Genomic DNA, 16,893 nt, shown 5'->3' with positions numbered 1-16,893 from the left:
AAATTTGAAAAAAAGTTTAATTAAGTATTTTGGTGTTGCATCAACAACATTGCTTGCTGTTGCACCCGCTGCAGCTCCAGCTGTTCAAAATGCTTTAAATGCAACATTGACTAATAAAGTTTCTGCCACAGGAAACACTGGCACTAGTGTTCGAATGGATCTTTCAGGTCAAGATGAATACAGTCAGTTGTTTCAACGTTCAATCAATAATGCAGATACGCCATTTAGAGGAATTACTGGCGGATTGTGGCCAAGTGGCCTGAGTGATCCTGGCTATGTTATGGATCCAAAAGTTCAGTACAATGTTGATACCGTCGAAGGGTTAATTCAGTTAGCAAAATTGTCAAATGGAGTTGGTGGACAGCTTCCAGATGATATTTTTGCAGATGGAGTCAAAATTCATGCGTCTGATGTTGCTAAATATCTTTTTACTAATACTGACGGAAGCCAAAGAAATAACTTAAGTGATTTTTACTACGAATCAACTAGAAAAGAAAAATCTGTACAATTAAAAACAGAAACACCTGTATACAAAGCAGCCAAATTTATATCTGATAAAATTGGCGGAAAGAATGCAGCTGATATTTTAGGAAGTTCATTTTTTGGTGACCCAAATAAAGCAACACTTAAAATTTTGATTAATGGGTCAGATGGAAAAGAATTGCAGGCAGTCGATTTACTTAAACAAGGTCGGATTGTAGTTAGCTTAGTTGCAGAATCAGGTTTATTGGATAGTGGAACAAAAAATGCAGCTACAGCATTTATCAGTCTACAAAATTCAACGGTTCTTCTTGATGGAGCGACGGGTGAGTCAATTGATTATAAAGCAGTTAATGCTAATAAACCTACTGGTGCTACATGGACTAATGAAGTGCAAAGTAATATTCATATACCGTTTGTAGCTAAACAATTAGCTAATAGTTCAAATTTAGGAGATATTGCAAAAGCAAGTAATAGTGGCTATATCCATAACCAACCATTTAAAATATCTTCTGACATTGTCAATCCTTTGGATTCAACAGAGGGGCTCCCTAACTATGTTGATGACAACTACGAATGGAAACAAGTAATCGAAAAAACTGATGAAGCCTATAAACAATTTACGTCAGCTGTGGATCCCAAAGCTTATGATGCCAATAATTCGTCTGATTTAGATACTTTCAATGCAGTTGATAAATTGAAAAAAGATGGACATTTAAGTTCATACTCAATGGACTCAGTAGTCGTTCCTGAAGGTACAGATTTGAGCACAATCGTTAGCAAATTAAATAACGTGCGTTATAATGGTGCGCCTTCTGTTGGAAATTATGGTGCAACTCTTGTCCAAGATCAAAACTTTTTAGCTTACGATGATGTAAATGCAAGTAGTAGTACTGATTGGACGAAGCTTTTAGGTAACGCAACTTTTAGTAATGTTACTGATGGAAAAACTGCACTGGCTTTGAAAGATATTAGAAAGCCCGGTGTTTCTGATAAAGCTCTCGTTGCACGTCCAGGATCTTATACAATTAAGGTTCCAGTAACAGGTAATGTATACTTACCGACGAAAGCTACTACACAAAAACCTGATGGTACACCAACTTACCAGTTCACCAATGGAAAAGTCTTCATGAAGAACTTCCAAACAGAAGCAACGGTAAATGTTGTTGTATATTCAAACCCAAGTTTCTGGGGCAAGCAATATAACTTAGGAACGTTACCTTCATTTGCAATGTTCCCACCAACAACTGTAGATCGTGCAGTTCCGGTCTTCTACGATAACGGACAATCTGTCAAAGAAACTGACTTACCTAATGCATTACAAAACAAGACAATGAATATCACAGTTGGTGATTCAAGATTCTACGATGCAAGTAGTAAGACTACTTCCCAGAATAAGTTAGCAAGCTACATCAAGGGTGCTTTTGGTGATGCAGTTGTTAAGAAGCAAGTATTGATCTCTGACGAAGATATTAAGACTTCTTCAAAGAATCCAATCGATACTAACAACTTACCTGCTGACGTTGACTTCCCTAATGGAGCAATCTTCTACACTCAAAGACCTGATGCTAACACAAATAATGCTGGCGACGGTTCATCATTTAGTGTTGATGCTTCAGCTGTAGATCTTTCTAAAGCAGGTACTTATGATGTTAAGATTACTTATACTAATGCTAAGAATGGCAAATTTGGTTTAGGTAGTGAAAGCTCAACTATCACAATTCCTGTAACGATTGCTTCAACTAATGAACCAGGATTCTACTTCATGGGCGGTCTTGATCAAACAATTAAGACTGGCGATAGCTTTGACCCAATGAAATTCAAAGTTGGTCATAGTATGGATGAAATCAACCAAATGATCGCTAACGGAACTGCTGATGACGGTGTTGATTACGTTATTGATCCTGCTAAGACAGGAATTAACGTAACAATTGCTGGTAACGTTGATACAACTGTTCCTGGTAACTACACATTAACTTATACTGCAACTGATATTGCAAGTGGCAAGTCAACAACAATGACTCGTACAATTACAGTTATTGGTAACACTGCTCCAACTGATCCATCTAAACCAGCAACGCCCGATGTTACTGAATTTAATGCCATTGGTTATGTAAACTTCGTTCCTGGTTACGGAATTAATGTTTGGGACGCACCGAATGGCAAGTTCACTGGTCAAAGATTACCAGATATGTCAGCTTGGAAGATTGATCATAAGACAACAATTGATGGCAAGACTTGGTATCAAGTTGGCGCTAACCAATGGGTTGACGGAAGCTATATTTCACTTAACCCAGTTGATCATATGAAACCAATGACTGGTTCAATCAAGATCAGCTATGTACCAGGTTATGGCGTTCGGGTTTATAAAGGAGCTGATACAACTCAGCCAACTGAACAGTTCTTACAAGATGGTACTGAATGGCAAGTATTTGGCGAATTGAACGGATACTATAACGTTGGTAAAGATCAATGGATTAAATCTGAATACGGAATCCAGGGCTAATCACTGATTGTTAAAAAATTGTAACAACCTTTTCATTGTTAGGATAGTTTTGCATTGTTTACGGCAATATCCTATAATGTAAATGTGAAATCTATATAGAAAGATCCGATTATTAGGAGGAAGATTTTGAAAAAAACTTTTGTTAAATATTTTGGTGTAGCATCTGCAACTTTACTTGCTGCTGCACCAGCTGTAACACCAGCTTTAATGACAGCTGCTGGTCAGCAAACTGTTAAGGCTGCTGGTCTTCAAGACAACATTACCGCTGCTTTTAAAGCAGACAACTCAATTGTTCCAGTTAGTGACGCTGATTGGGATCAATTAACTTCAATTAATGTTAAAGATATTGCGAAACCTGAAACGAATGCTGTAGATAAAGCTTACCTTAAAAGATTAAAAGATACAGCTGAAAGTGCTAGATCAGAGTTTGCTACGAATGCTTATAATACTTTTGTGAACAATGGTCCTGCAGATTCATTACCTCTTTCATCTGTATATACTTCTTGGATGTTGGGGGTAGGCTTTAATGGTTCTTCATTGACTAATGGGGTATCTGTTGCATATATTGGGAATTTAGTTAAAGATCAGTACGGGACTGTTAACAAGTATAATCAAGTTACCTTTTCTAGTTGGGCTGCTCAATTTGATAATGATACTAAGGTAGATAAGGATCACGGAGAAACTCCTTTATCAAGTACCTATTTTTGGGGAGATAAGGATCAGACAAAGACCGTTGGTGATTATACTAAGGAAGTTTTGGCAGCCCAATTAAAACAACAGATTGCTAATCTGCCCCTTTGGTGGTTTGTTACTACCACTTCAAAACCAGCTGTTGCTCCGTATAATGTGTTTACATCTAATATTGCAGGTGTAGCAAATAAGATAAATGGAAAGCAAGCAACATTTACACCGCTTGACTCGGATGATGCTGGAGAAAGTGGATATGTAACAGTTGTTCCTAACGGTGGAACAGATACAACTGTTGTTGACGAAAATGATCCAAGCATTAGTTTTGTTGGAGATAACTTAGTTAACCTTCAAACTTATACTGAGAAAGAACTTATCAACTTGGTTCCTGCTAAAAACAGAGGTGTAGATAAGTCAGGTAACCCATTTAATGATATTGCTGGTAAGTTCAAAGTTGGTAACGGATATGTTACTGCTGCTCCTGCAAATGAAGGAAGTAAAGTTTGGAATGTCATTCTTAAATCAATGATGAACCCTAAAGATGCTAGCTTCCCATTGAAGGACTTGACAACTACTGGCATCTACAAAGCTAGAATGATCGTTAACGGCAAGGATCCATTGAAGAACGAATTCATCACTAAAGACGAAATCAAGAATGCTGACCGTATCAGCATCCAGATGATCTTCAAAGATTCAGGCCAAAACGAATACAAGACACCTACAATCTGGTTGTCACACAATGCTAAGTATACTGTTGATACAAGCGGCTTAGGCAACATCACTCGTTTACCAGGTGACTTCTACAGCCCATCATTTGGTATTAATGGTATTGATAACGCAACTGGTTTACCAATGGATAGCAAGAGATTTGTCGTTGTACCTGCTGGCACAAACTTAGCAGACTACACAGACAGCAAGAACAATATTGACTTGACTGCTTTGGCTAGCTTAACTGGCGGTATTGTAGGAACTGATGCTTTAGCTGCAAACGATCCTTTTGGCACTTCTATGAAGGGCTCAGGCTTAGCAACAGATAACTACTCAACAGACCCTAACCTTTACTATTCTAAATTTGGTAGCTATAACGATGCAGTAGACATCTACTACATCAACGCTGCAGGTAAAGTAACTTCAACTACAACAGTCGGTAAAGAAACTACAGCAGCTCAAAGTCGTGTTAATGCTGCAAAAGCAGTTAATGATGCAGTTGATGAATACATGTATAGTATTGGAACTGGTGCTCAAGTTAAAGCTGCTGGATTGATTGATGTAATGTATAAAGCCGCAGCGCCTTATTTGGACGGTACTAAAGTTAAAAATGTTACAGACTTTAAAAACATATACGTTGATTTAACTAAATATGATATTCCTGTTACTGGTGGTACAGCTAAAACAGGTGTTGGTTCAGATGCGATTGCTAACTTGGTAATCGATCACACTAAAACCTTTTATTTTAATCCTAATTCTTCTCGTACATCTGATGGTATTTTTGATAACTATGGACGTAATAATTCAAAACCAGATGCTCATACGGCTTTTCAGTCTACTTTAGGAGAATCAATTAATCAGTTGATAATGGGTATTCCTGATAGTAGATTTGTCACTCAAAAAGATCCAGATAGTAAACCAAATTATACTGTACCAGCAACTAACTTAGACAAGATCGTTGCTAATGCTGGTCGGACTACTAAAGTTGATGTTCCTAGCAAGTATCTTCCACAAGTATCATTTGATACATACACAAGTGGAGCTTCATACTACGGCAATGGTGCAACAATCAATAACTGGTTCAACTATGGTTCATTAGAAACAAGTGCTGCTGCTAATGACAATCCATACTACCCATCTGGTGGAGTTATTGTATCTGGTACTGGTTCATCAGCATCAAGTGCTGCTCCTAGCAAATCAGATGCATACTTTGCACCTGCCTCATTCACAGCTAACTACTATACTGCTGATCAACTTAAAGCTAGAGTTACTGATAACATTCAGAAATACATGACTGCTAAGTTATCTAACCCTAACACTGAAACAGACAGCAAGACTAATGGTTACTTCAACGCTTACTCTGGTGCAGGCATTAAAGGTGATGCTGCTACTGCATACATCGCTAATGGTGCTATCCCAGCAGAAGACTTGACAATCGACACAAGTAAAGTTGATGTTACTAAGCCAGGTAAGTACGAAATCACTGTTACTTACAAACCATTACAATCAATCAACAAGAACGTTGATGCTGGTAACACTAACAAGAAAGTTGCAATCACTGATGCACAAGGTCACTTATTCAAGGGTGGCGCTTTAACTACTGATGTTTTCGGTAGCGATAAGGTTTCTCCTGATACTGCAACTGCTTCTGAAGATGGCTCAAACATCTCAAATCCAGAAGCTAAACTTTCAAGACATGATGCTGATCAGATCTTTGCTAATGGCGCTCCTGCTACTTATACACTCCCAATCGAAATTACTGACGGTAGTGGCGTAGTTGCTGGCTCACCAGTTATTGCATTCACTTCTGGTGGACAGAATGTAACAATTGCTAAGGGTGCACAATTTGATCCTTACAAGGGTATCCAATTCTTCGCTCGTCCAGGCGCTGCAGCTTGGAAAGGCCAAGGCGATGATTCACTTGATGTTAAGATTAACGGTCAGATCAACACTAACGTTGAAGGTACTTACACATTAAACTATGTAGTTACTAACAAAGCTGGCAAAGTTTCTAAATTAACTCGTGTAATCACTGTTGGTTCTGGTGTAGAAGCACCAACTGAAACTGCATTCAACATGAGCCCTGCTTACATTGATTATGTTCCAGGCTACAATGTTCGTGCATACAGTGCTCCAAGAGCTGAATGGACTGGCAAGCAACTTCTTCACGGTACTTCTGTACAAGTTACAAACAAAGCTGTTTACAGTGATGGCGAAACTTGGTACAAGTTAAGTGACGGTAGCTATGTTAAAGCTGAATACGTTAAAGCTGGTCAGGCTCCTGACACAGCTGTTGACGCTACTGGAACTGCAACTGTAACTTATGTTCCTGGTTACGGAATTGCTGTCTACACTGGTGCAGGTTCAGCTGAACTTGTTCAAGAAGCTGGCGCAGCTAAGAGATTACCTGACGGAACTGCTTGGAAGGTATTCAAGAAACAAACAGTTGCTGGTGTTACTTACTACAACCTTGGTGGAAACCAATGGGTTGACGGTAGATACGTTAGCTTTAAATAATCTTTAAACGATGAAAGCCTCACAATGTGAGGCTTTTTTTGTATCCAATTTTTTGTTAGAGAGTCTCGTCGTTCAATAAGTTAATTTCAATTGTATATATTCCTAAATGCTTTAATAACCTGCATAACTTCAAACAAGAACTGAATTAGATATATTGCGCATGTTTTGTGATTTCGACCAAAGAAGTGTTTAAAGATCCAAGTTTTATAAACCAATCCAAGATCATGAACTATTTGAAATCCTGATGAATATATTCACTATATAACTGTTCCTGAGAAATTAAACTTTAGTGCAAATTAGAATGGGACTACTTATATCCAGAATTTTGTGTTAATATGATTCTGTTAGTAATAATTATTAGAGACCATTTTAGGAGGAATTCATGTGAAACTTAATAGAAAGAAACATATTTTAATGGACGAGAAAGTTCATTACAAGATGTATAAGGCTGGTAAGCTCTGGCTCGTAGCGGGGATTACCACCTTTGGATTTGGGATCAGTTTAGGTTTAGCTTCAACTTCAACCAAAGCTGTTGCTAGCGGCAATGCTAGTGCGCCAGTTGTTCAAGAGCAACCAAAGCTTGAAACTGGCTTACAGAATAATAGTCAATCAAGTTCTCCTTTGGGTAATTTGATGCGCGATGGAATTCAAGGAAGAATATCTGAGACATTCCAACAACATTATATTAACCAATTAACAGCGTCTAACTCTAAAGCTTTAGATGGTTATTTGCAGGCCGGAAGTGATCATACCGGTAATTTAAAGCTCAGTTACTTTAATGGATATCAAGGACCTGGTGATGCACCGCTAGCTGCTTTAGCAAATGGACAAATTTCCTCGTCTTATTCTTATGTTTGGGGAACCAACGTTCGCAATCAGGCACCAAACTATTTAGTACCTGATTTCAATATTTTGCAAGGAAATGGTGGTAAGAAAGGGTGGCTCTGGCAAAGAGGTGCCCAGTATAATTCCTATCCATTTATTGCGGGTATTAATAATGATATGTCGACAATGGATACCGGGACCAACTGGCGTCTCTGGTCGGTAACGAGCTCAAATACTGAAAACATGGCTAGTGGTACTGATCAGCTAAACAAGACGATCACTTTAAAGGCGACTGGTGATTTCAAATTTGGCACACCTTACACCTACACGCTTGATGTTACGATGACTTTAATGCCAATGGGTAGTGTTGTCGATTACAGCGTTGATGTTCGTAATATTACAAGTGTTGCTCAACCTAACAATCCGAACCCAGATTTAAAGAATTTCTGGTTCGGTTCAATGTATGACACCATGTTAGGTGGTGGATATAGTGTTGGAGGAGATGGTAGTGGACCTGATGCCGTACCATTCTACTACACTGGCGAGAACCAAGGTTTGTATTTGCAATATGGTGGATATAAGCTAAAAGTTGATTTCTCTGGTCCAAGTGCGCCAACCGGCTGGGCTGCAGATGGTTCAAACTTCGGGTTTAATGGTCAGCAAACCAAAACACGATTTACAAAGCCAACCGATCTTGGTCAGAAGACCGCTTCCTCTGCAACAGCACCAAAGAAGGGAACTGTTGCTTGGCCAGCTAGCTACGGGGATTCAGCCCTCAACATGATTTGGGAAGGTAAAGATCTGAAGAATGATGGCACACGCCATTTTGGTTACCAGGTCAGTCTTTCATCAGATACAGCAGTATTGCCGAAAGTTACTTTGGATAAGATGACTGACAACTATACCGGTGGTGATTACACGGTTAATGGTAAGATCAATTATCCAAATAATGGTGGCGGTAAGATTAGATATTACTACACCATTGATAGTGGAACCCGTGTAGAGTTTGAAGGACCACAATTCACTGATTCTGCTACTCATGATTTCAAATTTACAATTCCTGCAGGGTCAATGGATGTCGGTAACGAACACCAGGTTGTAGTTTATGCTACTGATCCAAACGGTAGTGCTTCTGAGAACCAATCATTGAAGTTAACAGCTCAGGCTCAAATTAAGACCAAGGACATGAGTTATTTCGTTGGTGATAAATTTGATAAATTTGACTGTTTCGATGGTGGTTTAGATGTTGATGCAACTCAGCTGAAACAAGAGAAGGTTCAAAGTGCAGTAGTTAAGAATGCCAGTGGACAAGTGGTTTCTAATCTGGCAACGGTTACTGCTAATCCAGGGAAGTATACTGTTACTTATACTTATACATATGGTAATGCCAATAAAGGTGGTTCAACAACCAGCACAGCTAATTTCGTAGTGTATGCTGTTACTGATCCGAATGTTGGTTTTGATTACAGTGTTAGAGATCGTACTTACTACGTTGGCGAAACTTTCAACGCAGATGACAACTTTGTTTCCGGACGTAAGAACGGCAACAAGACCATGCTTGCGAGTGAGTTAACGCACGTTACTAAGAACGTTATTGGTGGTCCTGATGTGCTGGATACTGATATCACAAAGACGGCTGGCATTTATAAAGTCACATATAAGTTCGCGTACGGTAACAACAACCAGACTCTAGATCGTGAGAGCACAGTCAAGGTAATTGATGCCAAACACATTACATTGAAGTATGTTGATCAGAAGGGTAACGCAATTGATCCGAAATTCTTGACCGGCATTAGTGGAGCGATGACTAGTGGTGATCACGGTGGATTATATGGCTCAGACTTCACTTTGAGTCCTAGTCAAAGTCTGCCAGTTGGAGGGAATACTGGTTATTATACTTTTGTGAGAGCAGAGTCTACTGACAGTGGCACACCAACGCCGTTGCCAAGCAACAAGCTTACTTTTGGTGATTCAGATCAGCACATTAACTTGGTTTACCAAGGTGCACCGGTCAATCCAAACAGCAATCCTAAGAGTCAAGTAGTCGTTCATCATAAACTTCAAGCTGCCCCAGGTCAACCAGAGCGTGATGTTCCGGGAATGACAGATACGATTAAGGGTGGTAATTTTGGTGACACGATAACTATCAATCCGAAGGATCCAGAACATGCAGCACCAGCAGGCTACACGATCGTTCCTAACCAAAGCAGTTATACTTGGGTATTACAACCGAACTTAGGCAAGGATATTACTTACTACTATACTGCTAATACTCTCACTAATATAACGGTTAAATTCGTTAACGCTCGGACCAAGGAAACACTAGCTACCGATAATCCAGAAGGTAAGACAGGTGATACTTTAGATCTTAGTGCAAATGGATCTTATGTTAAGGGTAAGATTCCAGCAGGTTATCACTATGCAACAACACCTGATGAATTAAACGGCAACATTCAGACAACCGGTATGGAATATAAACCAACTGCCCAAGAGGTAACTGTATTCCTTGCCGGTGACGAGGTTAAACCATCGTCAGACAGTAAGAATTCGATCGTAGTTCATCATTATCTGAAAGGGACAAAGACTAATGTTCCAGGCATGAGTGATACGTTTAAAGGTGGATTTGTAGGAAGCACTGTAGTCATTAAGGCAGGGGATCCAGAACAGGCAGCACCAGCAGGCTATACAATTGTTGCACATCCAGATGTTTCCTTGAAACTAGAAGCCGCTCAAGTGCATCAAGAGGTCACTTTCGAATATACCGCAAATCAGTATGACAACATCCACATTAGCTTTACTGATGTCTCAACAGGTAATGAAGTAAAACCGACTTATACACCAACAGGACATCACACTGGTGATGAATTAGACTTTAGTTCACCGAAGGATAATCCTAAGTCAGATTTGGCGGGCCATATCCCAGATGGTTATCATGTAGCTAAAGATGATGAGTTGAAGGATAAAGATGGCAAGAAGGTTGAACAGCCCGCAAATCCTTCGTATACAGCCCAAGATCAGTATCCATCAATCTGGGTTATTGGCGATCCAATTGGTGAGAACGACACCAATGCTTTAACTGTTCATCACTATATTAAAGGCAAGACAGATAAAGATGGTAAACCAGTTCCAGTTCCTGGCATGAAGGACATCAAGAAGGGCGGACGAGTAGGTCAAACTATTAAGGTTCAGCCAACAGCAGCAGCACCTGGTTATACTTTAGACCCAGCTTCACAGGAAACGTCGTATACTTTTGATCCAAAGAAGCCAGGCGAGATCACCTTCTACTACACGGCAAATCAGTATGACAACATTCATATTCACTTTACTGATGTCACTACAGGTAAAGAGGTAACCCCTGTATATACACCAACAGGACATCACACTGGAGATACGATTGATATCGTAGATAAAGACGTGGCAGGACATTTGCCACCGGGCTATCATGTCGCTAAAGAAGATGAGTTGAAGGATAAGAATGGTAATAAGGTTGAACAGCCAAAGAATCCATCATATACAGATCAGAAACAAGATCCCGCAGTTTGGGTTATTGGAGATACAATTGGCAAAGATGATGCCAATGCATTAATCATCCATCACATGATGAAGGATAAAGATGGTAAAGATGTTCCAGTACCAACGATGCCAGATATCAAACAAGGTGGACGAGTTGGTCAGACTATTAATGTTAAACCAACAAAAGCAGCAGCAGGTTATACTCTAGATCCAACTTCGCAAGCTGTTGACTATACCTTCAAGCCAAAGGATGACAACAGTAAGCCAGGAGAGATCACCTTCTACTACACGGCAGACCAGAATGACAACATTCACATTCACTTTACTGACGTAACAACAGGTGACGAAGTAACTCCTACTTACACTCCAACCGGTCATCATACTGGAGATACGATTGATATCGTAGATAAAGATGTGGCAGGACATTTACCACCGGGATATCATGTCGCTAAAGAAGATGAGTTGAAGGATAAGAATGGTAATAAGGTTGAACAGCCAAAGAATCCATCATATACAGATCAGAAACAAGATCCCGCAATTTGGGTTATTGGAGATACAATTGGCAAAGATGATGCCAATGCATTAATCATCCATCACATGATGAAGGATAAAGATGGTAAAGATGTACCAGTACCAACGATGCCAGATATCAAACAAGGTGGACGAGTTGGTCAGACTATTAATGTTAAACCAACAAAAGCAGCAGCAGGTTATACTTTAGATCCAACTTCGCAAGCTGTTGACTATACCTTCAAGCCAAAGGATGACAACAGTAAGCCAGGAGAGATCACCTTCTATTACACACCAGACCAGAATGACAACATTCACATTCACTTTACTGATGTAACAACAGGTGATCCAGTAGAACCTACATATACGCCAACTGGTCATCACACGGGAGATACGATAGATATCGTAGATAAAGATGTGGCAGGACATTTACCACCGGGATATCATGTAGCTAAAGAAGATGAGTTGAAGGATAAGAATGGTAATAAGGTTGAACAGCCAAAGAATCCATCATATACAGATCAGAAACAAGATCCCGCAGTTTGGGTTATTGGAGATACAATTGGCAAAGATGATGCCAATGCATTAATCATCCATCACATGATGAAGGATAAAGATGGTAAAGATGTACCAGTACCAACGATGCCAGATATCAAACAAGGTGGACGAGTTGGTCAGACTATTAATGTTAAACCAACAAAAGCAGCAGCAGGTTATACTCTAGATCCAACTTCGCAAGCTGTTGACTATACCTTCAAGCCAAAGGATGACAACAGTAAGCCAGGAGAGATCACCTTCTACTACACGGCAGACCAGAATGACAACATTCACATTCACTTTACTGACGTAACAACAGGTGACGAAGTAACTCCTACTTACACTCCAACCGGTCATCATACTGGAGATACGATTGATATTGTAGATAAAGATGTGGCAGGACATTTACCACCGGGATATCATGTAGCTAAAGAAGATGAGTTGAAGGATAAGAATGGTAATAAGGTTGAACAGCCAAAGAATCCATCATATACAGATCAGAAACAAGATCCCGCAATCTGGGTTATTGGAGATACAATTGGCAAAGATGATGCCAATGCATTAATCATCCATCACATGATGAAGGATAAAGATGGTAAAGATGTACCAGTACCAACGATGCCAGATATCAAACAAGGTGGACGAGTTGGTCAGACTATTAATGTTAAACCAACAAAAGCAGCAGCAGGTTATACTCTAGATCCAACTTCGCAAGCTGTTGACTATACCTTCAAGCCAAAGGATGACAACAGTAAGCCAGGAGAGATCAACTTCTATTACACACCAGACCAGAATGACAACATTCACATTCACTTTACTGATGTAACAACAGGTGATCCAGTAGAACCTACATATACGCCAACTGGTCATCACACGGGAGATACGATAGATATCGTAGATAAAGATGTGGCAGGACATTTACCACCGGGATATCATGTAGCTAAAGAAGATGAGTTGAAGGATAAGAATGGTAATAAGGTTGAACAGCCAAAGAATCCATCATATACAGATCAGAAACAAGATCCCGCAATCTGGGTTATTGGAGATACAATTGGCAAAGATGATGCCAATGCATTAATCATCCATCACATGATGAAGGATAAAGATGGTAAAGATGTTCCAGTACCAACGATGCCAGATATCAAACAAGGTGGACGAGTTGGTCAGACTATTAATGTTAAACCAACAAAAGCAGCAGCAGGTTATACTCTAGATCCAACTTCGCAAGCTGTTGACTATACCTTCAAGCCAAAGGATGACAACAGTAAGCCAGGAGAGATCACCTTCTACTACACGGCAGACCAGAATGACAACATTCACATTCACTTTACTGATGTAACAACAGGTGATCCAGTAGAACCTACATATACGCCAACTGGTCATCACACGGGAGATACGATAGATATCGTAGATAAAGATGTGGCAGGACATTTACCACCGGGATATCATGTAGCTAAAGAAGATGAGTTGAAGGATAAGAATGGTAATAAGGTTGAACAGCCAAAGAATCCATCATATACAGATCAGAAACAAGATCCCGCAATCTGGGTTATTGGAGATACAATTGGCAAAGATGATGCCAATGCATTAATCATCCATCACATGATGAAGGATAAAGATGGTAAAGATGTTCCAGTACCAACGATGCCAGATATCAAACAAGGTGGACGAGTTGGTCAGACTATTAATGTTAAACCAACAAAAGCAGCAGCAGGTTATACTCTAGATCCAACTTCGCAAGCTGTTGACTATACCTTCAAGCCAAAGGATGACAACAGTAAGCCAGGAGAGATCACCTTCTACTACACGGCAGACCAGAATGACAACATTCACATTCACTTTACTGACGTAACAACAGGTGACGAAGTAACTCCTACTTACACTCCAACCGGTCATCATACTGGAGATACGATTGATATCGTAGATAAAGATGTGGCAGGACATTTACCACCGGGATATCATGTCGCTAAAGAAGATGAGTTGAAGGATAAGAATGGTAATAAGGTTGAACAGCCAAAGAATCCATCATATACAGATCAGAAACAAGATCCCGCAGTTTGGGTTATTGGTGATGACATTGGCGAGAATGACAGTAACTCCTTAATCATCCACCATTACATTAAGGATAAGAAAGATAAAGACGGTAAGCCGGTTAAAGTACCGGGGATGGATGATATCAAGAAGGGCGGACGAGTTGGACAGATTCTCCCAGTCCAACCAACCCAAGCTGTACCAGGCTATAGCATAGCTAATGGCGAAAATACCATTAACTATACGTTCAAACCTAAGACTGATAACAGCAAGCCGGGCGAAATTGCTTTCTACTACACGGCAAATACGCAAACAAACATCACAGTAGACTTTGTTAACATCAATGGTGCTGGCAAAGATATCGTTGGTCATAGCACTCCTCAGAACCACTTCACAGGGGATGAATTAGATCTAAGTAATGATCCAGAGATCAAGAGTGCAGTGCCAAATGGATATCAATTGGCAACTGATCCTGAATTGAAGGATAAGGGATTAACAAGACCCGTAAATCCAACGTATGGACCACAAGCACCAACTGAAAATCCAATTGTTTATGTTGTTGGTAAAGAAACTACTGCAAGTAATGCACTAACTGTTCATCATAAGATTAAAGGACCGAATAATACTGAAACAAACGTTCCAGGAATGCCTGATATCACAATGAATGGACGTGTTGGAGAAACTATCAAAGTTCAACCAACAGCACCAATAGCAGGGTATACTTTATCTTCTGAATCTAAAGAGACAGCTTATAAGTTTAAGCCTGACAGTACAGGTGATATTACCTTCTATTACACAGCTAAAGAACAAAGTAACGTTACAATTAACTTTGTAAACGCGAAGAATGGTAAAACTGTTAAGACTGATTCTCCAAAGGGTAAGACTGGCGATACTTTAGATCTTACAAGCAAAACTGCTGGAAGTTATATTGATAACACGCTGAAACAAACGGGTTATCACTATGCAGAAAATGGTGAACTGAATGGTAATTCTCAGCCAGATAAAAACCTAGAGTTCTCAACAACTCCACAGACACAAACTGTATATGTAGCAGGAGATGTAGTTGATGGCACAAGTCATGCATCAAGCAGAGTAACGATTCACCATTATCTTAAAGGCACTGCTACTCCTGTACCAGGCATGGGGGAAGTTGGAACTGGAAATAGTTATAAAGGTGGCATAATCGGAGATAACGTAACAGTTAGTCCAGATGATCCAGAACAAAAGGCACCTGCAGGCTATACGATAGTACCAAATCAACAACCTGATACATGGGAACTAACAGCTGATGGCGGACATGAAGTTACTTATTACTATACAGCCGATTCAATAGATAACATTTCAATCCAATTTGTAAATGCTTCCGATCCTACGAAGAAAGTAGGTATGCCATATATCCCATCAGGACATGTAACCGGCGACAACTTAAAGGTAGATAGTGACGAGGTCAAAGGACATGTTCCAGCAGGATATCATGTAGCAAGTAAAGCTGAGTTAGATGATTTGGGAAGTAGTTTGACGCAACCAGAATTAGTGTATGGTGTTACAAGTGGAGTTCAGACAGTTTATGTTATTGGTGAAGCACAAAGTAATATTACAGTTCACTTTTTAGATGCTAAAACGTTGAAAGAACTCGGAACTGTAACTCCAAAAGAGAATCCTGATTCAAATTCTAATCCTAAAGCCTCTTATAGGACGGGAGATGTATTAAAATTAGATGCTGCAAGTAATTATGTTTCGGACTTTATTAATGCTCATACGGGCTACTCCTATACATCTAATAGTGAGTTATCAAGTATGAATCTGAAACAGCCAGAAAATCCAACATATACAACTCAATCTCAAGATATAAATGTGTATTTGAGCCCTCAATCAAAGGCAACACATATTTTGAAAGTTATACATAAGGAACAACTTCCTTCAACAAGAGGTGTTAGAGGATTAAAAGACTTCCAAACTTCTATAGAGGAGGGTTCAGATTATGACTTTGATATTAATGACAGTGCACATAAAGCACCGAGAGGCTATACATTGATACCGGGTCAGGAAAGTAAGCTGAAAGGAACTATGGGTACTGACGGCAAAGAAATAATCCTGTATTACGCAAAGATTCGTTAGAACTGGGTTTTAGCACAAGCTAAATACAAGAGTTCATAACATAAGTACCAAAGAAAGAAGCTTCCAAGACAGTCGAGAGACTGAATTGGGAGCTTTTTGTGTTGGTTCTGTTAACGTATGTACCAAATAACCGACGTATATTAAAAGGCTCGCGATTCTGTTATTCTTAAAATCAGAATTGTGAGCCTTTCTTTTCGGTTTAGAATTTTATTTGAATTACTTTAATACCGGCATTTAGCTTGAACTTCTGAAGAATGCCATCAAAATAGGCCACTCTCTGCCACGAAATAGTCCACTACTTTAAAACTTCCTGTATACTCTAGTTGTATGCGTGAAATCGCATGCAATTATATATATGGAGGTTTTTATTTTTGAAAATATTATTTCGAAAGATGTAATCAGCAACGGTAAAATGTACAAAAACGAGAAAAAGAAAATTCTCATTTTGTACATTTTTGTAT

Annotated in this window: 3 protein-coding genes; all 3 read left to right on the top strand. The window is 39.5% G+C overall.

The features are described 5' to 3' along the window. Nucleotides 1-4: 4 nt before the first annotated feature. Nucleotides 5-2,986 (top strand): immunoglobulin-like domain-containing protein, encoded by a 2,982-nt coding sequence (locus R8495_RS10990; RefSeq protein ID WP_317635499.1) that lies wholly within the window; start codon nt 5-7, stop codon nt 2,984-2,986. A 126-nt stretch (nt 2,987-3,112) separates the two neighbouring features. Then, nucleotides 3,113-6,898: an immunoglobulin-like domain-containing protein gene (locus R8495_RS10985; protein ID WP_317635498.1), complete on the top strand. Its 3,786-nt coding sequence runs from the start codon at nt 3,113-3,115 to the stop codon at nt 6,896-6,898. A gap of 384 nt (nt 6,899-7,282) precedes the next feature. Beyond that, nucleotides 7,283-16,432 (top strand): MucBP domain-containing protein, encoded by a 9,150-nt coding sequence (locus R8495_RS10980; protein WP_317635497.1) that lies wholly within the window; start codon nt 7,283-7,285, stop codon nt 16,430-16,432. The last annotated feature ends 461 nt before the right edge of the window (nt 16,433-16,893 follow it).

The sequence above is a fragment of the Xylocopilactobacillus apicola genome (assembly GCF_033095985.1).
GTDB classification, from domain to species: domain Bacteria; phylum Bacillota; class Bacilli; order Lactobacillales; family Lactobacillaceae; genus Xylocopilactobacillus; species Xylocopilactobacillus apicola.
Note: the sequence above shows the minus strand (reverse complement) of the source record. Positions and strands in the feature narration are given on the sequence as shown.